Below are 17,591 nucleotides of genomic sequence, written 5' to 3' on the forward strand. Positions count from 1 at the left end.
GGCGGGGAGAGGGTCGCGTCGCCCCCTTGCCGGGGAGCGCGACAAGGCGGCAGCCGACGGTGAGGGGGTCTCTCCGCGTGAGGCTCCTTCGGAGGCACCCCCTCACCCTCGCTCCGCTCGCTTCATGCACGGCAAGGTGCATGAAGCCCTCTCCCCGCCCGGCGGGGAGAGGAGGATGCGCACCCAGCCGAAGCGCTCGACCGGAGACCGTATCAGGCCGCGCGGGGCTCGATATGCAGGTACCCTGGCTTGAACTCGGCCACGGCCTTGAGGCCGGGCAGGTCGAGGATCTCGAGGGTGCGGCTCTTCTGCACGATGAGCCCGCGGCGGCGCAGCTCCTGCAGCGAGCGGTTCACGTGCACGTTGGACAGGCCCGTGGTGTCGGCGAGGTCGAGCTGGGTGAGGGCCAGCGCATAGCGGTTCGCCGAGGCGAGGCCGACCACCTGCAGGCGCAGGAGCAGCTCGCACATGAGATGGGCGATCCGCTCCAGGGCCGAGCGGCAGCCGACATTGACCAGCCACTCGCGCAGCGTCGCCTCGTCGACGAGCGTCCCGATGCGCAGGGCCCGCGCGATGCGGGGATGGTTCTGCAGGAGGTCCTCGACCGCCGCGGGGTCGAGCCGGACCACCCGGCAGGGCGAGAGCGTGCCGATGGCGTGATCCATCCGGGGCAGCAGCCCCACGTCGACGTCGCCGAGATCGCCCGGCAGCAGGTAGGCGGTGATGTGCCGGGCGCCGCTCTCGCGGATCTTGTAGCGGCAGGCGAAGCCCTCCAGGATCACGACGACGCCGTCCGGCACGTCGCCCTCGCGGACCAGATCCGTGCGGGCCTCCACCAGGCGCGGCCGCGCCGTGAGCTGGGCCAGGTGCGCCTTGTCGTCATCGGAGAGGGAAACGAACGCATCCAGCTTGCGGATGAGGGTGTTCGACAGGTCCAGATGCGCGTTCATGGATGGGCGAGGAGGGCTGTTCCTGAGGTCTGAGGATGGCGCAACCGATCGGGGACCAGGAGCGAAGGGTCATCGAGCGTCGCCACAACGTCCCGGGACGAGACTGGTTTCGAAAGCCGGGATGCGCCCCGAAGGCTGACGCGGGTCGCAGCTTGCACGGCGGAGGAAGGCACGGGGAAGGGCGCGCGGGCCCCGCGCAGGACCGGGGCCGGCGCGTCGCCCTTGCTCCAGGGCGGTCCGGGCACGCGGAACCCCGCGTCCGTCAGGACCTCCCGGAGCGAGAAACCGGTGATGACGTCATCCTCCGTCAGAAGAAGCAGCGGCGGCGTGCCCGGAGCGGCCATGCCGCCCAAGCCCCTGATGCTGCAGCGGAAAGGCGCTTCCCACCGAGGCCGGTACGCATTTTAGAGCGCGGGCCGTGCGATTTGAAGGCGAGGCCGTCCGTAGGTCCGGTACCGAACATTCCGCCGTCTCGAAGCGGCGCGCCGCAGCAAGGCGAGGGCGTCGGCAGACCCGGTCCCGCGCTGCTGGAAAACGGAGCTTTCCTTCGCGGGAGAACACGTCGAACGGCGACGAAACCTGATCGATCCCTCAGCCGAGAAGGCCCTGGGCCGAGCCCGGCCGGAGCCTTCGCGGCCTCCGGGGATCAACCTCGGGACAGGAACGCGGCGAGCGCGACGAGGCCGAGCACGATCTCGGGCAGGAGCATCAGCGCGGCGAGGAGCAGAACCCGCGGCGAGCGCCAATCGAGGCTGCGCCAGTCGCGCCTCACCCGGGAGTCCCGAACAGGCCTCAGCGACGGCCCGGCCGCGCCACCCAATCCGAGCGGTTGCCGCGGCGCAGCCCCTGCGGGAGATCGTCGGGGCGGAACTGCGCCAGCTCCGCGGCGCGCGACGTGATCCAGCCGGCATGCTCGCCCGTCGGCGTCACCGCGGTGAAGCCGCCGCAGGCGGTGCGTGCGCGGCGGTCCTGGCGCATGGCGCCGCTCGACCAGCTGACCACGCCGACGATCTGGTAGCCGCCCGGCCCGCCACGCAGGATCGGGCCGCCGGAATCGCCGAGGCAGGCGCCGGCGCCGGCCGTCTCGGCCATGCGGCGGCGGTCGGTCACGACCGTGACGGTGTTGGCGACCTGGAGCGAACCGACGGAGACGAGCTGCGCCTGGCGCAGGGTGCGCGCGGTGTTGCGCCGGTTCTCGGCGACGACGCCGAAACCCGCGATGTTGAGGGACTCGCCGGTCGTGATGCCGCCTCCGCCGCGCGGGTCCAGCGGCTGGAAGTCCGGCCCGAGCGACTGGCCGAGCTTGATCAGGGCCAGGTCGATCCCGGGCTGGTCCTCCGGCGTGGTGCCGGGCACGAAATCGGGGTGCATGGCGGCGGCGATGGCGGTGATGCGGCGCGGCCGGAAGCTGCGGTCGACGGCGACCACGCTGTAGCCGGCCTGGTGCATCACGCAATGGGCGGCGGTGAGCACGAGGTCCGGCGCGATCAGGGTGCCGGAGCAGATCTCGCCCTGCGAGCTCTCGATGCGCACCACCGAGGCGCGCAACCCGTCGGGATCGCGGGAGACCTCGCCGTTGATCACGGCGAGGGCCGGAAGGGGCAAGGCGGCGATCAGGACGCCGAGGGCGGCTCTGCGGAGCGCGGTCGCGAACATCGTGTCTCTCCCGCGTCCGGGCTCAGACCTGGACGACAGCGTGAAGCGTAACGGAAGGCAATGGTTCGGCCAAGCTCCGGTTCCCGGGCCGTCCGCGACCGAATCTACGCAAGGCCCGGCATTCGGGCGCGCCCTCCGGCCTATTGCCACCGGGCCGACACGCCCCAGCCCGCCAGGATGCGGTCGATCCAGGCGCGCTGCGGCCCGAGCAGGACGCCCTGCGAGACCCCGCCGCAGGCGCCGCCGACCCAGGCCGTGACCGCGACGATGCTCCCGTCCGCGAGGATCGGCCCGCCGGAATCGCCCTGGCAGGCGCCGGCGGCCGCGGCCTTGAGCCAGACCAGGATGCGGCTCGGCCCGTGGGGCTCGACCACGGGCAGGTCGACGCGGCGGAAGGTGCCCGTCGAGCGGGCCTCGCCGGCCCGGACCGCGCCGTAGCCCGCGAGCGTCAGGTTTTCGCCCGTCCGCGGCATCGCGGCGCTCAGGCGCGCCGGGACGAAGCGGGCCGGCAACGGGCTCGCGGTGCGCAGGAGCGCGAGGTCGATGGAGCGCCGCCGCCCCGCGATCGCGCCGGCATCGTAGCCCGGATGGACGCTGCGGGCGGCGAGCTCGACGAGGACGGGCTGGCCCGCCTCGTCGCGAAAATGCACCCGGTGCTGGGCGCCCGAGGCGGCGCAGTGGCCGGCGGTGAGGACGGCGTCCGGGCCGAGCACGATGCCCGTGCAGACCCCGCCGCCCGCGGACAGGACCATGACGCTCGAGCCCGCGGCCTCCGGCGCCTCGACGCCGCCGACCACGGCCGCGGCAGGCGTCGAGGCGACCAGGGCGAAGAGCGCGGCGCCCCACTGACAACCTCGAAGCATCCCGGCCCTTCCGGCGTCCACGGAGACGACATGACCCCGATACGCGTCGACGATCCCGCCGTCGAGCCGGTAAGCCTCGCCGCCATGCGCGCCTATCTCCGGCTCGATCCCGACCACGACGCCGAGGATGGCTTGGTGACGAGCCTCCTCGCCGCGGCCCGGAGCGCGATCGAGGCCGCCACGGGACGGATCCTCGCGCCCGGGCGCTACCGGCTGATGCTGACGGCCTGGCCCGCGGACGGGCGGGTGCCGCTGCCGCTGAGCCCCCTCGTCGCCCTTGTGCGGGCGAGCGTCGTCGACGCGCAGGGCGCCGTCACGGAGCTCGGGCCCGGCCTCGTCCGGCCCGGGCCGGACCCGGTCGAGGCGCCCGTGCTGATCGTCGATCCGGCCGCCCCCTCCCTCATGGGACGGGCTGCCCTCGTCGAGGTGGCGGCCGGCTACGGCGGCGAGGGCCCGCCCCTGCCGCCGGCCCTGGCCCAGGCGATCCGGATGCTGACGGCCGCCTGGTTCGAGCATCGCGGCGACGAGGCGGTTCCCATCCTGCCGGCGAGCGTGGCCGCCCTGATCGCGCCCCACCGCCGGCTGCGGCTGTAGCGGGGCGATCAGGGCACATTTCCTCTCCCCGCGGGCGGGAAGAGGGGCGCGTCTCCCCCTCGCCGGGGAGCGCGCCGAGGCGGCAGCCGGGGGTGAGGGGGTCTCGTCGGAGGAGCCTCTTCCGGAGTCACCCCCTCACCCTCGCTTCGCTCGCTGCATGGACGACAGGGTCCATGCAGCCCTCTCCCCGCCCAGCGGGGAGAGGGGAAGGCTCGCCCAGGCCGACCGCCCGACCACCGGCACTCTCCAAAAGCCCCGGAGCTCCCATGACCCACCCGCCCCTCGGCGCGCGGCGGCGCCGCTTCGTGCTCGAACTGCCGCTGGAGGAGGCCGACGGGTTCGGAGGTCGCTTGCGCCGCTACGTCGCCGGCCCCGTTCTGTGGGGCGCGATCGAGGCGCTCGGCGCGCTTGAGCGGACCCGCGGCGGGCGCACGGACGCCGTCGCCACGCACCGGGTCCGGCTCGCCTACCGGGCCGGCATCACCCCCGCGATGCGCCTGACGTCGGGGCCCCGCCGCTTCGCCATCCGGGCGGCGGGCGATCCCGACGGGCGCCGCCGCGACCTCGTCTGCCAGGTCGAGGAACTGATCGAGGCGCGGCCATGAGTTCCGCCACGCCCCTCCTCGCCCTGCGCGGGGCGATCCTCGCCCATCTCGCCGCCGACGCCGCCCTCGCCGGGCTCATGGGCGGCACTGTCCGCCTCTACGACGAGCCGCCGCGCGGGAGCCTGCCCGTCCACGCGGTCTTCGGAGACGCGGAGCTGCGCGACGACTCGGTCGACGGCGCCCGGCGCCATGCCCATGCGCTGAGCCTGATCGTCTTCGCCAAGCCGGGCTCGGCCCGCAGCGCGCTCGATGCGGCCGAGCGCATGGCCGACCTCCTGGCCGAGGCGCCCCTCGCGCTCGCCGGCCACGTCCTCGTGACCCTGCGCGTCGAGGCCGTCCGGGTCGCCCGCGACGAGCGCAGCGGCGAGGCCCGCGCCACCCTGACCCTGCAGGCGGTGACGGAAGTCCTCGCCGGCTGACGCCCTCCCCAAAGCATCGGAGACCGCCATGACCGCCCAGAGAGGCAAGGACCTGCTCATCCGGATCGCCGACGGCGACGTCTTCACCGCGGTGGCGGGGCTCCGCGCCCGGCAGATCGCCTTCAACGCTGAGGCGGTCGACGTCACGAACGCGGACTCGGCCGGGCGCTGGCGCGAGCTGCTCGCCGGCGCCGGCATCCGCCGGGCTTCCGTCTCGGGCTCGGGCGTGTTTCGCGACGAGGCCTCGGACGCCCGGATGCGGCAGGCCTTCTTCGAGGGAAGGATCGAGACCTTCCAGGTCGTGGTGCCGGCCTTCGGCACGATCGAGGGCGCCTTCCAGATCACGAGCCTCGAATATCGCGGCGACCATGCCGGCGAGGTCACCTTCGATATGGCGCTGGACTCGGCCGGCCCCCCTCGCCTTCGCGAGCCTGTGATGGCGAACCGCAGGCGCGGCGAGGTGCCCCTCGTCCTCGGGGATCGGGCCTACACCCTCTGCCTCACCCTCGGCGCGCTGGCCGAGCTGGAGGATGCGCTCGACGCCGGCGACCTCGCCGGCCTCGCCGAGCGCTTCGCTGGCGGGCGCCTCGCCGCCCGGGACGTCATCGCGCTGCTCGGCGCGTCCCTGCGCGGGGGCGGCCACGATCTCGACGACGCGGCGGTGGCCCGGCTGCCCCTGAGCGAGGGCCTCGCGCCGATCGCGGAGGCGCTCGGCGCTGTCCTCGCGGCCGCCTTCGGGGAGGCGGCGGACCCTTGAGCCCCACGGGGAGCCACGCGCCGGAGCCCGCCTCCGCCTTCCCGTGGGACGAGGCCCTGGCGCTCGGGCTGCATGCCCTGCGCTGGCGCCCGCGCGACTTCTGGGCGGCGACGCCCCGCGAGCTGATGGCGGCGGCCGGCCTGACCCGGGTCCATCCGGCCGCGGGCCGGGCCGACCTCGAACGGCTGCTCGCCGCCTTCCCCGACGACAGATGAGGAGAGCGCCATGGCGGAGACCGAGACGGACCGCACCAATGCCGCCCGCGCCCGGCAGCTTGACACCCTGGACCGCCTCGCCCAGCGCTTCGGGCAGAGCCTGGGCCGGGCCTTCACCGGCAACCTCAATGCGGGGCGCCAGCTCGACGGGGTGCTCGGCTCGCTGACGAGCCGGCTCGGGAGCATCGCGGCCCGGGCCCTGGCCAGCCCCGTGCGCAGCGGGGTCACGAGCCTCGTCCAGAACCTGCTCAACGCGGGGGCGAATTCCGAGACGACGGCCTTCGCCCGCGGCGGCATCCTCGCCGGGGGCCGGGTGCGGCCCTTCGCGTCCGGGGGCGTCGTGGCGGCGCCGACCTACTTCCCGATGCAGGGCGGGCTCGGCCTGATGGGCGAGGCCGGCCCCGAGGCGATCCTGCCGCTCAAGCGCGGCAGCGACGGACGGCTCGGCGTCGCCGCCGGTGGCGGGCCCGCCGCCACCGTCCACGTCACCATCCAGGCGCAGGACGTGGAAAGCTTCCGCCGCTCGGAGGCGCAGGTCGCCGCGAGCCTCGCCCGCGCCGTGGCCCGGGGCCGCCGGGCGCTCTGAACCTTGGGAGCCGCCATGCCCGCCGATTTCCACGAAATCCGCTTTCCGCTGGACGTCTCCCTGCGCGGCAGCGGCGGGCCGAGCCGGATGACCGAGATCGTGACGCTGGCCTCCGGCCGCGAGCACCGCAACAGCCGCTGGGCGGATTCCCGCCGGCGCTACGATGCCGGCTTCGGCATCCGGACCCTCGACGCGCTCCACGCGGTGCTCGCCTTCTTCGAGGAGCGGCGGGGCCGGCTCTACGGCTTCCGCTACCGCGACCGGGTCGACCACCTCTCCGGCCCGCCGAGCCGGCCCGTGACGGCCACCGACCAGGTCATCGGTACGGGCGACGGCACGACCCGAGTGTTTCAGCTCGCAAAGACCTATGGGACCGGCCCTGCACCCTATCGGCGCGTCATCGCCAAGCCCGTGGCCGAGACCGTGCGCGTCGCGGTCGACGGGGTCGCCGTACCCTTAGGCCAAGTCGCCTGCGACGGCACGACGGGCCTCCTCACCTTCGCGACTGAGGCCGTGCCGCCTCCGGGCGCCGCGGTGACGGCGGGCTTCGCCTTCGACGTGCCCGTCCGCTTCGACACCGACGCGCTGAGCATCGACCTCTCCGCCTTCACGGTCGGCGAGATCCCGCTTGTGCCGCTCATCGAGATCGTGCCCTAGGCCCGAGAGGAACGCCGCCATGCGCGACCTGCCCGACGACCTCGCCGCGCATCTCGCGGGCGGGGCGACGACCCTCTGCCGCTGCTGGTCGCTGACCCGCCGCGACGGCTTGGTGCTCGGCTTCACCGACCACGACCGCGACCTCGCCTTCGGCGGGCTCACCTACGCGGCGCGCTCCGGGCTGGAGGCCGCGGAGGCCAGCGCCGAGACCGGCTTCGCGGTCTCGGGCGGGGACGTGGCCGGCGCCCTCAGCGCGGCCGGGATCGCCGAGGCCGATGTGGCGGCCGGGCTCTACGACGCGGCGGGCGTGGAGACCTGGCTCGTCGACTGGTCCGATCCGGAGACGCGCCTCCTCCTCGACATCGGCACGATCGGCGAGGTGCGCCGCGCCGGCGGCGCCTTCGTCGCGGAGCTGCGCAGGCTGATGGACCGGCTCGACGAGGAGCGCGGCCGGACCTATCGTGCCACCTGCGCTGCCGACCTTGGGGACGCCCGCTGCCGGGTCGACCTCGCCGACCCGCGCCATCGCACCGCGGGGCGGGTCCTGGTGGCACCCGCACGCGCTGGGACGCTTGAGGTGGCGCTCGAGAGCATCCATGCGCCGGGTTGGTTCTCGGGCGGGCGACTGACCTGGACCGGGGGCGCGAATGCCGGGCTCGCGGCGGATGTGCGGGCGCAAGCGGCGAACGGCGCCACGATCGAGCTGTGGCAGCCGCCGCCGCGCCCGGTCGCTTCCGGCGACGCCTTCGCGCTCACCGCCGGCTGCGACAAGCGCTTCGCGACCTGCCGGGCCAAGTTCGGCAACGGCGTGAACTTCCAGGGCTTCCCCCACATGCCGGGCAACGATTTCGTCCTGCGCGGCGTGCCGGGCTCGGGACCCGGCCTCGACGGCGGCAGCCTGTTTCAGTGAGGCGGAACCCATCGCACTTAGCCAAACCCATGGATCGGAGCGACGATGCGCGACCCGGAAACGATCGTCTCGGAGGCGCGCGGCTGGATCGGCACGCCCTACCGGCACCAGGCCTCGCTCAAGGGCGTCGGCTGCGACTGCCTCGGCCTCCTGCGCGGGGTCTGGCGGGCGGTCTACGGCCCCGAGCCCGAAGCGGTGCCGCCCTACGCGTCCTCCTGGGCAGAGTCGGCGGGGACCGGTGCCGACCCCCTGGCCGAAGCGGCGCGGCGCCACCTCGTGCCGGTGGACGGACCCCTCTCGGGCTACGAGGCACGGGCGGGCGAAGTCCTGCTCTTCGCGTTCCGCGCCCACCTGCCGGCCCGGCACTGCGCCATCGCCTCGGGCGCAGGCACGATGATCCACGCCCATGACGGCGCCGCGGTGACGGAGGTCGCCCTGACCGGCTGGTGGCGGCACCTGACGCACGTGTTCCGATTTCCCGACGCCGAGGCGACGAATCAGCCCCCGGCCGAGACCGTCAGCTTCACGCCGAGGCCGGCCATCACCTTGCGGACAGTTTCGTAGCGAAGCTTGGAGCCGGGTGTCAGCGCCTTGTAGAGACTTTCGCGACCGAGGCCGGAAGCCGTGGCGATCTGCGTCATCCCGCGTGCCTTCGCGACATCTCCCAGAGCCGCGACGAACACCTCCGGATCGGGGTCTTCCAGAGCCGCGCCCAGATAATCGGCAATCGCCTCCTCGCTGTCGAGGAATTCGGCTGCATCGAAGAGGGTGAACTGAGTCATGTCGCCTTCCGATCGAGTTCTGCGGCCATGGCCTTCGCTCGCGGGATATCTCTGTTCTGACTCGCCTTATCGCCACCGACCAGGAGGAGGTACACGGCCTCGCCGCGACGCGTGTAATACAAGCGATATCCCGGCCCGTGATGGATGCGCATCTCCATGATGCCATCGCCAACCGGCTGGACATCTCCGAAATGGCCGTAACTCGCGGAGCGTAGGCGGGCCGCCACGCGTGCCTTACCGCGTGGGTCGCGGAGTTCCCTCAGCCATCGCTTGAAAGTATCCGAGAGCAGAATTGCGGTCACGCAAGGATCGTATCCGACCGGATACGATCGAGCAAGCGGTCCGAAGCCGATCCGAAAAGCCGGGCTCACACCCGTGAGGATCGACGATCACATTCTTCCATCGCCCGGAGCCCCGCATGGCCACGCTGATCCTGCAGACGGCCGGGAGCGTGGTGGGCACGGCGCTCGGCGGTCCGATCGGCGGGGCGATCGGGGGCGTGCTCGGGGCGGCCGCGGGCGGAGGCATCGACGGGGCGCTGTTCGGCTCGCGGGCCGGCCCGCGCTTCGTCGAGGGGCCACGCCTCTCGGAGGTGGCGGGGCTGACCTCGACGGAGGGCGATCCGATCCCGCGGGTCTACGGCCGGGCGCGGATCGGCGGCACCCTGATCTGGGCGACGCGGCCGCTGGAGACCGCCAACACCAGCGTCGAGCGGGCCTCAGGCAGCGCCAAGGGCGGGGGCGGGGGCCAGCGGAATGTGCGGACCACCTACGCCTACTTCGCCAATCTCGCGATCGGCCTGTGCGAGGGCGAGATCGCCTTCGTTCGCCGGATCTGGGCGGACGGGCGCGAGCTCGACCTGACCACCATCGCCTGGCGCCTGCATCGCGGCGGGCCGGACCAGGCGCCGGACCCGCTCATCGTCGCCAAGGAGGGCGCCGACGCGGCACCGGCCTATCGTGGCCTCGCCTACATCGTGTTCGAGGGTCTGGCGCTCGAACCCTACGGCAGCCGGGTGCCGCAATTCGCCTTCGAGGTGATCCGCCCTGTGGACGGGCTCGCGGGCATGATCCGCGCGGTCTGCCTCATTCCCGGCTCCACGGAGTTCGGCCTCGACCCCGTTCCCGTCACGGAGGATGCCGGCTTCGGGGCGACGAAGCCCGCCAACCGCTTCCAGCTCCAGGCCGCGACCGACGTCGTCGCCTCGCTGGACGCGCTGCAGGCGCTCTGCCCCGCCTGACGCAGGTCTCGGTCGTGGCGAGCTGGTTCGGCGACGACCTGCGCGCCGGCCATTGCACGGTCGCGCCCAAGGTCGATGCGGCCAAGAAGGTCACGCTCGGCGATGCCTAGCGCGTCGCCGGGCTCGACCGCGCAGAGGCCGGATTGGTGACGCGGGGCCCCGACGGCGGCCCCGCCTATGGCGGCACGCCGTCCGATGCGGGCCTGACCCGCCTCGTCGCGGAGCTGCGACGGCGCGGACTCAAGGTCGTGCTCTACCCGTTCCTGATGATGGACGTCGCGGCCGGCAAGACCCTGCCGGACCCGCGCGATCCCTCCGCGCCCGGGCAGCCGCCCTATCCCTGGCGCGGCCGCATCACCTGCGACCCCGCGCCGGGTCTTCCGGGCAGCCCCGACGGCACCGAGGCGGCGGGCGCGCAGGTCGCCGCCTTCTTCGCGCGGCCGGACGGCTACCGCCGCCTCGTCCTGCATTACGCCGATCTCGCGGCCGGCTGGGCCGGCCAGGGCCTCGCCCTCGACGGCTTCATCATAGGCAGCGAGTTCGTGGGCCTGACCCGGGTACGGGCCGAGGGCGACCGCTACCCGGCCGTCGAGGCCTTCCGGGCGCTGGCCCAGGAGGTCCGCGCCCGACTGCCCGGCGTGCCGCTGGTCTACGCCGCCGACTGGACCGAGTACGGCGCCCACGTCCGGGACAGGGGCGCCACCTTGCGCTTTCCGCTCGACGCGCTCTTCGCCGATCCGGCCGTGGCCGCGATCGGCATCGACTACTACCCGCCCCTCTCGGATTGGCGCGACGGGGCCGACCACGCCGACCTCGCGCGCGGGGCGGCGATCTACGATCCGGCCTATCTCCGGGGCGGGCTCGGCGCGGGCGAGGCCTTCGACTGGTACTACGCGAGCCCGGCCGACCGGCTCGCGCAGATCCGCACCCCGATCACCGATGGGGCCTACGAGAAACCCTGGATCTACCGGGCGAAGGACCTCGTCGCCTGGTGGTCGAACCCGCACGTGGAGCGCGACGGCGGGGTCGAGGCGCGAGCGACCGCCTGGGTGCCGGGCTCCAAGCCGATCTGGCTCACCGAGATCGGAGTGCCGGCCGTCGACAAGGGTACGAACGGCCCCAACGTCTTCCTCGATCCGAAATCCTCCGAGAACGCGGCGCCGCCCCTCTCGCGGGGCGGCCGCGACGATCTCATCCAGATGCGGGGGCTTTCCGCGATCCTGAGCCGCTTCGACGCCGCGCTGCCGGGCTTCGCGCAGGCCGACAACCCGGTCTCGCCGCTCTACGACGGCCGGATGGTGCCGGCGGACTGGATCTTCGTCTGGTGCTGGGACGCCCGCCCCTTCCCCGCCTTCCCGGACCTCGACACGGTCTGGGCCGACGCGCCGAACTGCGCGATCGGGCACTGGATCGGGGGACGGGTCGAGGGCCTGGAGCTCGACTGCCTCATCGCCGCCATCCTCGCCGATCTCGGCATCACGGTGCCGGCGGAGATCACGGCCTCCGCCTTCCTCGACGGCTACGTCCTCGACCGGCCGCTCTCGGCCCGCGCCGCCCTCGAACCGCTGGCGACCCTCTTCGGCCTCGACGTCTCGGCGGTGGCCGGGCGACTGCGCATCCGCTCGCCGCGGACGGAGACCGCGTGGCCCACGAGGCGGCGGAGCTCGTGGCAATCCGGCCCGACGCTGCGCCCTTAAGCCTCGTGCGCGCCGAGGAGAGCGAGCTGCCCCGCTCGGTCGAAATCGCCTTCAGCGATGCCGACAGCCCCGAGTACCGCAGGGCCGTGGCCGCTGCGATCCGCCCCACGGGCGCCAGGCGGCGCGAGAGCCGGATTGAAGCCGCCCTCGTCACCCGCCGCGACCCCGCGGAGGCGCTCGCCGAAGCCTGCCTCGACGCGGCCATCGCCGGGCGCGACACCGCGAGCCTCACGCTGAGCCCGCGCCGGATCGACCTGGAGCCGGGCGACCTCGTCGCGCTGCCGGACGGCGCCCGGCATCGGATCGTGCGGATCGCCGACAGCCTGGCCGGGCGGCGCATCGAGACCCGGGCGGTGCCGGTGCAGGACCGCCGCCTCCTGCCGGCGAGCCGCGGGAGCGCCAGGCCTCGGCCGGCCCCGCCCGCGCTGGCCGGGCCGCCCTTCGCCGTCGTGCTCGACCTGCCCGTCGATCGCAGCGCGCCGACGCCCCTGCAATACCTCGCCGTCGCCGCCGATCCCTGGCCCGGCACCGTCGCGATCTGGCGCTCGGCCGGGGACGGGGCGCCGCTCGCCCTCTACCGGATGGTGGATTATCCCGCCTGCCTCGGCGAGACCCTGACGGCGCTCGGTCCCGGCCCGCTCTGGCGCTTCGATCGCCGGGCCCGGCTCGACGTGTCCCTGCGCCATGCCGGCGCCCTCGCCTCGATCGACGAGGCGGCGGCTTTGGCCGGCGGCAACCTGTTCGCCCTGGTCGGTCCGGACGGCGCCGCCGAGATCTTCTCGGCGGCCGGCGCGGCGCTGATCGGTCGGGGCACCTACCGGCTCACCAGGCTGCTGCGGGGCCTCGCCGGCAGCGAGGAAGCGGCCGGCCGCACGGTTCCGGCCGGCAGCCTGATCGTGCGCCTCGACGATGGCGCCGTGGTGCCGCTGGTGGAGCGCCTCGACGAGGCCGGCCGCGCCTTCCGCTACCGGATCGGCCCGGCCGCGCGCGATCCCGGCGACCCCGCCTTCGTGGAGGTCGCTGCGAGCGCGGGGCTGGGGGCGCTGACGCCGTTGAGCCCCGTCCATCTCCGCGCCCGGCGCGAGCCTGAGGGCGTGCGCCTGACCTGGACGCGGCGGGCGCGCCGCGACGCGGATACCTGGGAACCCATCGAGATCCCCCTCGACGAGGGCTCGGAGGCTTACGGCGTCGAGATCTTTCGCGGCGACCTCGCCCGGAGCCTGACAGCTTCGGAACCCTCGCTCCTCTACCCGGCCGCGGACGAGGCCGCCGATTTCGGCGCTCCGCAACTCAGCCTCGACGTCGCGGTGGCGCAGGTCGGCGCGGCGGCCGGGCGCGGACCGGCGCATCGGGCGCGGGTGCCGATCCGCTCGCGCTGATCTTCCCCTCTCACACCAAGGGTGCCGGCCGATGCCGCAGACCACGACGAACCTCGCCCTGCCGCTGCTGGCGGCGGCGCAGGCGGGCAAGCACGTGACCCACAACGAGGCGCTGTTGGGCCTCGACGCGCTCGTGCAGCTCGCCTGCCTCGACAAGGACCTGAGCGCGCCGCCGGCGAACCCGGCCGAGGGCGATCGCTACCTCGTGGCGACGCCCGAGCCGACCGGCGCCTGGGCGGGGCTCACCGGCCAGGTCGCGTGCTACCAGGACGGCCATTGGCTCGGCTTCCCGCCGCGGCCCGGCTGGCTCGCCTGGATCGCCGACGAGGGCGAGCTCTACATCCGTGTGAGGGACGGCTGGGTCCCCTTCCGGACGACGATCGGGAGCCTGGGAAACCTCGACCGGCTCGGGATCAACACGGCGGGCGATGCGGCGAACCGCCTGGCGGTGAAGGCCGATGCCGTGCTGTTCTCCTGGGACGACGTCACGCCGGGCTCGGGGCACGTGCGGCTGACCCTCAACCGGCGCTCGGAGGCCGAGGAGGCCGCCATCGTCCTCCAGAGCGGCTACGAGACCCGCGCCCTGTTCGGTCTCCTCGGCGGCGACCGCGTCGGCCTGAAGGTCAGCGCCGACGGTGCGACCTACGCGCCGGGCTTCGGCGTGCACCCGGTCACCGGCGGCTTCGGCCTCGGCCCCACGGCGATGCCGGCGGCCGGCCTGCACCTGACGACGCTGCGCTCCGGCACCGGGCCGGGCGCGGTCCCGCGGGACGTGCAGGTCGATGCCTTCGGGGGCGACGCGGCCGGCGCGGTGGCGCCCGCCGCCGCCTTCGTGGCGCAGGTCGCCCGCGGCACGCCCGCGAACCCCGCGCCCCTCAAGGCCCTGGACGGGTTCTTCACCCTGGCCGGGACGGGCCGGCGCAGCGACGGCGCCTATTCCGCCGAGGTCGTCGCCGTGGCCGGCTTCGCGGAGGAGGATTTCACGGCGACCGGCAACGGTGCGGGCCTCGACCTGCGGACCACGCCGGCGGGCGCTACCGGCCCGCGCTCGGCCGTGAAGGTGCGCGGGAACGGCGCCCTGGAGCTACAGCCGCTGGCCGCAGCACCGACTGGCGCGGCCGGCCAGATCGTGTTCGATTCCACTGCCGGCGCCTTCAAGGGCCATGACGGGTCGCGCTGGCGGCGGCTCACCCACCTGCCCCGCTTCTCGGCCACGACGAGTTTCGACAACTACCTTGGCGCCGATGCCTGGACCCGGGTTCAGTTCAACATCGCGGAGGAGAACGAGCAGGGCGCCTTCGCCGCCGCGACGGGCCGCTTCACGGCGGCGGAAGCGGGGCTCCACGCCTTCACGGCGAACGTCGGCTACCGACGTAACGGCAGCAGCGCGCCGACCGCCCTCGAGGCCCAGCTCTACCGCAACGGCGCGCCCGCCGGGCGCGGCCGGGCCGCGCTGACGGGCGGCCTCGTCGACGGCATCTCCTGCCTCGGCCTCAGCGCCGTGCTCGACCTCGCGCCGGGCGACACGGTCGAGGTCCGAGGCCGCTTCACCGGCGCGGACGGCTACGTGGCGGCCGCCGATTCGCTCTTCAGCGGACGGTTGCTCCCGTAGCGCGCGTCAGTAAGGGTAGCCGTAATAGGAGCCGCGACGGCGGACGTAGCCGCCATAGACCGGCTGGCGGTAGCCGCCGCGGTAGCCGTAGGCGGACCGGTAGCCGCGATAACCATAGCCCGGCAGCCGGTTGTTGCCGTTGTTGACGCCGGCCGAGCGATCGTTGCCGGTCGCCTCCGGATTGATCGAGAGGCCGCTGCCGGCCCCGCTGCCCTGCGCCGACGCGGCATGGCCCGCCGCCAGCAGAAACCCCGTCGCGGCGAGCGCGCGGATCATCGGTCCCATCATCCATCCCTCCCGAGCGGTTCAGGCTCCGGCTCAAGGCTCCTGACCCGAGCCGGATCCAGCCGAGCGAACGGCTCCATCCCTCCTTCCGTTCCACGCCGCCCCCGAGGGCGGCCTCCGCCATCGAGGTTCGCTCCATGGAACTCAGCGCCATCGGCCGCCAGGTGCTCATCGACCGCGAGGGAAGGCGCCTCGAAGCCTACCGGGATTCCGTCGGGATCTGGACGATCGGCATCGGTCACACCAGCGCGGCGGGGCCGCCAGTGGTGACGCCAGGCCTGCGCCTCACGCCCGCCGAATGCGACGCGCTGTTCACCCGCGACGTGGCCCGCTTCGCCGAGAGCGTCGCCGCAGGACTGCCGGCGCCCCTGCCCGAGCACGCCTTCGACGCCCTGGTCTCGCTCTGCTTCAACATTGGGCGGGCGGCCTTCCGGCGCTCCAGCGTCCTGCGTCGCCTCAAGGCCGGCGATCACGAGGGCGCCGCCGAGGCGATCCTGATGTGGAACCGGCCGGCCGTGCTGATTCCGCGGCGGCGGGCCGAGTACGACCAGTTCCGCACGCCCTACGCGGTCGCGCTCCCCCGGGCCCGGAGCAACGAGGCGCCGGTCGTCCGGCCGCTACCCGTCCCGGACCGTAGGCCGATCCCCCGCCCTGCGCCCTCCACTCCGCCCTGGCACCCGTCGGAGGCGCCCCCGGCTGGGGCCAGGGGCCTCCTGGCTCGGCTGTGGGCGACGCTCCGCTCGCGCTCCTGAGCCCGCGCCTCAACCCTCATCCGATGGAGACCGCCATGAACCGCACGCCGCCGCAGACAACGATCCTGGCCGCCGCGCTCCTCGCGAGCCTCGCCCTGGCGCCTCACGCCGCGTGCGCCGCCGATGCGGGCTCTGTCGTGGTGCCCTGGGGCGACACCCTGGTCGCCGCGAGCCAGGCGGCCGCGACCCTGCTCCTGCCCCTTGCGGCCGCCGCGATCACCGGCGCCGTCGCCCGGATCGCCGGGCCCCTGCGCCTCCTCATCACGACCGCCCTCGTCGAGCGGCTGGTGCGCAACGTGAGCGACTACGCCTTGAACGCCGTCGCGCAGGCCGCGCACGGGCGGACGCTGACCGTCCCGCTGGGCTCGGCGGTGATCGCGCGGGCGGTCCAGCGGGCGCTGGACCAGGCGCCCGCCTGGCTCCTCCGGGCGGCGGGCGGACCGAGGGGACTGGCCGAGAAGGTCTTTCGCACCCTGCCCCTCGACGCGGCGGCCGATGCCGACAACACCCTGGCGCCGGCGCTCCAGGCGCTGGCGCCGCCCTCGCCCTGACGCGACCGCGGGAGGCGGCCTTGGAACGGATCGCGCTGGAGGCTGCCCGCCTCCTGTTCTCGGATGGCGGCGCGGGCTGGATCGTCGCCGTGCTCCTCGGCCTCGCCTGCCTGCACCTCCACCGCGAGACCCTGCGCGCCCAGGAAGCGCGGATCGACGATACCGGGAGCGTCGCCACGGCTTTGGAGCGCGCCTCCCAGAGCAACGCGGCGGTCGCCGCGGCGCTGGAGAGCCGCACCCGGGTGCTGGAAGAACTCTCGCGGCTCGCGAGCGAGATCGCCCGGGGCGTCGACCGCAACGACGAGCGGGCGCGGGACAAGTTCGAGGAGATTCTGCGGCGGCTCTCCGACGTGCAGCACCAGGGCCGCCCGTGACGACGAGGAACCCGCGATGAGACGCCTCCTGCTCCTCCTTCCCGCCGCCGGCCTGCGCCGCAACCGGAGCCGGCGGGCGACGCTGCGCCTCCATTCGGCCCGGGAGCGCTTCGACCGCTCGATGGCCCGGCTCCGGAAGGCGGCCCTCGACCATATCGATAGCCAGATGCTCGTCGGCCTCGCCCTGCGCACCGCCCTCGAACGGTTCGAGGCCGCGCGCCCGTGAGCGCCGCGACGGCGGAGGGGCGACCGGCCTTGCATCCCCGTGCATTCACGGCACATTCAGTGCCCGGGGCCGAGAGTGGGAGAACGATGCGTTACCTGTTCGCCCTCCTGTGTGTCGGCTTGACGGCCGCCGTCCTCGCGACGGCGCCGGGCGGCACGCTGGCGGAAGAGACGGCGGGAACCGGGGCGATCCCGGCGCCGGCCCTCGCCGTGCCGCGCGCCGAATCCTGCCTCAGCCCCGCCGACCTGCGCGAGGCCGTGGCCGACAAGCGGGTCATCGAGCCCGTGGCCGCGATCCGCGCGGCCCGCCAGGTGATCCCCCGCGCCGAGATCCAGCGTGCCCGGCTCTGCCGGCACGAAGAGGGGTTGGCCTATCTGCTCACGGCCCTGCGCCGCGACGGCCAGTTCGTACACGTCATGGTCGATGCCACGACCGGTCAGCTGATCGGGCGATGAGGTTCCCCCAAGCAAGGAGTGCGGCG

General features: G+C 74.0%; 21 protein-coding genes and 3 pseudogenes. 17 read left to right on the plus strand and 7 right to left on the minus strand.

All coding sequences use genetic code 11. The features are described from left to right. Positions 1-212: 212 nt before the first annotated feature. From MFF55_RS14675 to MFF55_RS14685, 4 genes are all read right to left on the minus strand, one after another. Entirely contained in the window at positions 213-950 is a 738-nt protein-coding gene (locus MFF55_RS14675; protein ID WP_238244849.1) for a Crp/Fnr family transcriptional regulator, read from the minus strand. Positions 951-1,596: 646 nt separating this feature from the next. Then, positions 1,597-1,722 carry a hypothetical protein gene (locus tag MFF55_RS26830; RefSeq protein ID WP_283206747.1) on the minus strand — a complete coding sequence of 42 codons (126 nt, stop codon included), beginning with the start codon at positions 1,720-1,722 and terminating at the stop codon, positions 1,597-1,599. A 20-nt stretch (positions 1,723-1,742) separates the two neighbouring features. After that, positions 1,743-2,606, minus strand: coding sequence for a S1 family peptidase (locus tag MFF55_RS14680; RefSeq protein WP_238244850.1), 864 nt, complete (start codon positions 2,604-2,606; stop codon positions 1,743-1,745). A gap of 140 nt (positions 2,607-2,746) precedes the next feature. Continuing rightward, positions 2,747-3,469 carry a S1 family peptidase gene (locus MFF55_RS14685; protein ID WP_238244851.1) on the minus strand — a complete coding sequence of 241 codons (723 nt, stop codon included), beginning with the start codon at positions 3,467-3,469 and terminating at the stop codon, positions 2,747-2,749. Positions 3,470-3,499: 30 nt separating this feature from the next. Between MFF55_RS14685 and MFF55_RS14690 the strand changes: the two genes are divergently transcribed. From MFF55_RS14690 to MFF55_RS14735, 10 genes and pseudogenes are all read left to right on the plus strand, one after another. Continuing rightward, on the plus strand, positions 3,500-4,063 hold the full coding sequence (locus MFF55_RS14690) for a head-tail connector protein (protein ID WP_238244852.1): 564 nt from the start codon (positions 3,500-3,502) through the stop codon (positions 4,061-4,063). A gap of 266 nt (positions 4,064-4,329) precedes the next feature. Then, positions 4,330-4,668: a head-tail adaptor protein gene (locus MFF55_RS14695; protein ID WP_238244853.1), complete on the plus strand. Its 339-nt coding sequence runs from the start codon at positions 4,330-4,332 to the stop codon at positions 4,666-4,668. Beyond that, positions 4,665-5,087, plus strand: a complete 423-nt coding sequence (gene gp17 / locus MFF55_RS14700) for a tail completion protein gp17 (RefSeq protein ID WP_238244854.1) — start codon at positions 4,665-4,667, stop codon at positions 5,085-5,087. The genes MFF55_RS14695 and gp17 overlap by 4 nt, the downstream gene beginning before the upstream one ends. A gap of 28 nt (positions 5,088-5,115) precedes the next feature. After that, a pseudogene (locus MFF55_RS14705) lies at positions 5,116-5,499 on the plus strand (phage major tail protein, TP901-1 family); the annotation flags it as partial. Positions 5,500-5,550: 51 nt separating this feature from the next. After that, a pseudogene (locus MFF55_RS14710) lies at positions 5,551-5,844 on the plus strand (gene transfer agent family protein); the annotation flags it as partial. Further along, positions 5,841-6,059: a phage tail assembly chaperone gene (locus tag MFF55_RS14715; protein ID WP_238244855.1), complete on the plus strand. Its 219-nt coding sequence runs from the start codon at positions 5,841-5,843 to the stop codon at positions 6,057-6,059. The pseudogene MFF55_RS14710 and the gene MFF55_RS14715, both read left to right, overlap by 4 nt. Positions 6,060-6,069: 10 nt before the next feature. Next, positions 6,070-6,645 (plus strand): phage tail tape measure protein, encoded by a 576-nt coding sequence (locus MFF55_RS14720; protein ID WP_238244856.1) that lies wholly within the window; start codon positions 6,070-6,072, stop codon positions 6,643-6,645. Positions 6,646-6,660: 15 nt separating this feature from the next. Further along, the gene (locus MFF55_RS14725; protein WP_238244857.1) at positions 6,661-7,302 is read left to right on the plus strand and encodes a DUF2460 domain-containing protein; all 642 of its coding nucleotides are present in this window, start codon (positions 6,661-6,663) and stop codon (positions 7,300-7,302) included. Between the two features lie 19 nt (positions 7,303-7,321). Next, positions 7,322-8,212, plus strand: a complete 891-nt coding sequence (locus MFF55_RS14730) for a phage/gene transfer agent baseplate hub protein (protein ID WP_238244858.1) — start codon at positions 7,322-7,324, stop codon at positions 8,210-8,212. A gap of 45 nt (positions 8,213-8,257) precedes the next feature. Continuing rightward, a complete protein-coding gene (locus MFF55_RS14735; RefSeq protein WP_238244859.1) occupies positions 8,258-8,776 on the plus strand; it encodes an NlpC/P60 family protein in 519 nt (172 codons plus the stop codon). On the opposite strand, the gene MFF55_RS14740 is transcribed toward MFF55_RS14735, so the two are convergent. Both MFF55_RS14740 and MFF55_RS14745 read right to left on the minus strand, forming a co-directional pair. Next, positions 8,710-8,994, minus strand: a complete 285-nt coding sequence (locus tag MFF55_RS14740; RefSeq protein ID WP_238244860.1) for an addiction module antidote protein — start codon at positions 8,992-8,994, stop codon at positions 8,710-8,712. The genes MFF55_RS14735 and MFF55_RS14740 overlap by 67 nt on opposite strands. Beyond that, positions 8,991-9,365: a type II toxin-antitoxin system RelE/ParE family toxin gene (locus MFF55_RS14745; protein ID WP_306421436.1), complete on the minus strand. Its 375-nt coding sequence runs from the start codon at positions 9,363-9,365 to the stop codon at positions 8,991-8,993. The genes MFF55_RS14740 and MFF55_RS14745 overlap by 4 nt, the downstream gene beginning before the upstream one ends. Before the next feature lie 47 nt (positions 9,366-9,412). Here MFF55_RS14745 and MFF55_RS14750 point away from each other — a divergent pair. Further along, a pseudogene (locus MFF55_RS14750) lies at positions 9,413-13,310 on the plus strand (baseplate multidomain protein megatron). A 31-nt stretch (positions 13,311-13,341) separates the two neighbouring features. Further along, on the plus strand, positions 13,342-14,922 hold the full coding sequence (locus MFF55_RS14755) for a DUF2793 domain-containing protein (RefSeq protein WP_238244862.1): 1,581 nt from the start codon (positions 13,342-13,344) through the stop codon (positions 14,920-14,922). A 6-nt stretch (positions 14,923-14,928) separates the two neighbouring features. Here MFF55_RS14755 and MFF55_RS14760 read toward each other — a convergent pair whose 3' ends face one another. Then, on the minus strand, positions 14,929-15,210 hold the full coding sequence (locus MFF55_RS14760) for a hypothetical protein (protein ID WP_238244863.1): 282 nt from the start codon (positions 15,208-15,210) through the stop codon (positions 14,929-14,931). 134 nt (positions 15,211-15,344) lie between these two features. Here MFF55_RS14760 and MFF55_RS14765 point away from each other — a divergent pair, with 134 nt between their 5' ends. The 5 genes from MFF55_RS14765 to MFF55_RS14785 all read left to right on the plus strand — a co-directional run bounded on the left by MFF55_RS14765 (position 15,345) and on the right by MFF55_RS14785 (position 17,565). Next, positions 15,345-15,959, plus strand: a complete 615-nt coding sequence (locus tag MFF55_RS14765) for a lysozyme (RefSeq protein ID WP_238244864.1) — start codon at positions 15,345-15,347, stop codon at positions 15,957-15,959. A gap of 35 nt (positions 15,960-15,994) precedes the next feature. Then, positions 15,995-16,510, plus strand: a complete 516-nt coding sequence (locus MFF55_RS14770; RefSeq protein WP_238244865.1) for a hypothetical protein — start codon at positions 15,995-15,997, stop codon at positions 16,508-16,510. 20 nt (positions 16,511-16,530) lie between these two features. After that, positions 16,531-16,884, plus strand: a complete 354-nt coding sequence (locus MFF55_RS14775; protein WP_238244866.1) for a hypothetical protein — start codon at positions 16,531-16,533, stop codon at positions 16,882-16,884. Positions 16,885-16,900: 16 nt separating this feature from the next. Beyond that, positions 16,901-17,110: a hypothetical protein gene (locus tag MFF55_RS14780; RefSeq protein ID WP_238244867.1), complete on the plus strand. Its 210-nt coding sequence runs from the start codon at positions 16,901-16,903 to the stop codon at positions 17,108-17,110. 86 nt (positions 17,111-17,196) lie between these two features. Next, positions 17,197-17,565, plus strand: coding sequence for a PepSY domain-containing protein (locus tag MFF55_RS14785; protein WP_238244868.1), 369 nt, complete (start codon positions 17,197-17,199; stop codon positions 17,563-17,565). Positions 17,566-17,591: the final 26 nt, after the last annotated feature.

Source organism: Methylobacterium iners (genome assembly GCF_022179305.1).
Classification (GTDB): Bacteria; Pseudomonadota; Alphaproteobacteria; order Rhizobiales; family Beijerinckiaceae; genus Methylobacterium; species Methylobacterium iners.

Bases quoted from the DNA above. Each gene is read 5' to 3' on its own strand.
- MFF55_RS14680 (WP_238244850.1), bottom strand. From the start codon at position 2,606: ATGTTCGCGACCGCGCTCCGCAGAGCCGCCCTCGGCGTCCTGATCGCC.
- gp17 (WP_238244854.1), top strand. From the start codon at position 4,665: ATGAGTTCCGCCACGCCCCTCCTCGCCCTGCGCGGGGCGATCCTCGCC.
- MFF55_RS14720 (WP_238244856.1), top strand. From the start codon at position 6,070: ATGGCGGAGACCGAGACGGACCGCACCAATGCCGCCCGCGCCCGGCAG.
- MFF55_RS14740 (WP_238244860.1), bottom strand. From the start codon at position 8,994: ATGACTCAGTTCACCCTCTTCGATGCAGCCGAATTCCTCGACAGCGAG.
- MFF55_RS14785 (WP_238244868.1), top strand. From the start codon at position 17,197: ATGCGTTACCTGTTCGCCCTCCTGTGTGTCGGCTTGACGGCCGCCGTC.
- MFF55_RS14685 (WP_238244851.1), bottom strand. From the start codon at position 3,469: ATGCTTCGAGGTTGTCAGTGGGGCGCCGCGCTCTTCGCCCTGGTCGCC.
- MFF55_RS14735 (WP_238244859.1), top strand. From the start codon at position 8,258: ATGCGCGACCCGGAAACGATCGTCTCGGAGGCGCGCGGCTGGATCGGC.
- MFF55_RS14695 (WP_238244853.1), top strand. From the start codon at position 4,330: ATGACCCACCCGCCCCTCGGCGCGCGGCGGCGCCGCTTCGTGCTCGAA.
- MFF55_RS14725 (WP_238244857.1), top strand. From the start codon at position 6,661: ATGCCCGCCGATTTCCACGAAATCCGCTTTCCGCTGGACGTCTCCCTG.
- MFF55_RS14780 (WP_238244867.1), top strand. From the start codon at position 16,901: ATGAGACGCCTCCTGCTCCTCCTTCCCGCCGCCGGCCTGCGCCGCAAC.
- MFF55_RS14730 (WP_238244858.1), top strand. From the start codon at position 7,322: ATGCGCGACCTGCCCGACGACCTCGCCGCGCATCTCGCGGGCGGGGCG.
- MFF55_RS14675 (WP_238244849.1), bottom strand. From the start codon at position 950: ATGAACGCGCATCTGGACCTGTCGAACACCCTCATCCGCAAGCTGGAT.
- MFF55_RS14765 (WP_238244864.1), top strand. From the start codon at position 15,345: ATGGAACTCAGCGCCATCGGCCGCCAGGTGCTCATCGACCGCGAGGGA.
- MFF55_RS14760 (WP_238244863.1), bottom strand. From the start codon at position 15,210: ATGATGGGACCGATGATCCGCGCGCTCGCCGCGACGGGGTTTCTGCTG.
- MFF55_RS14690 (WP_238244852.1), top strand. From the start codon at position 3,500: ATGACCCCGATACGCGTCGACGATCCCGCCGTCGAGCCGGTAAGCCTC.
- MFF55_RS14770 (WP_238244865.1), top strand. From the start codon at position 15,995: ATGAACCGCACGCCGCCGCAGACAACGATCCTGGCCGCCGCGCTCCTC.
- MFF55_RS14755 (WP_238244862.1), top strand. From the start codon at position 13,342: ATGCCGCAGACCACGACGAACCTCGCCCTGCCGCTGCTGGCGGCGGCG.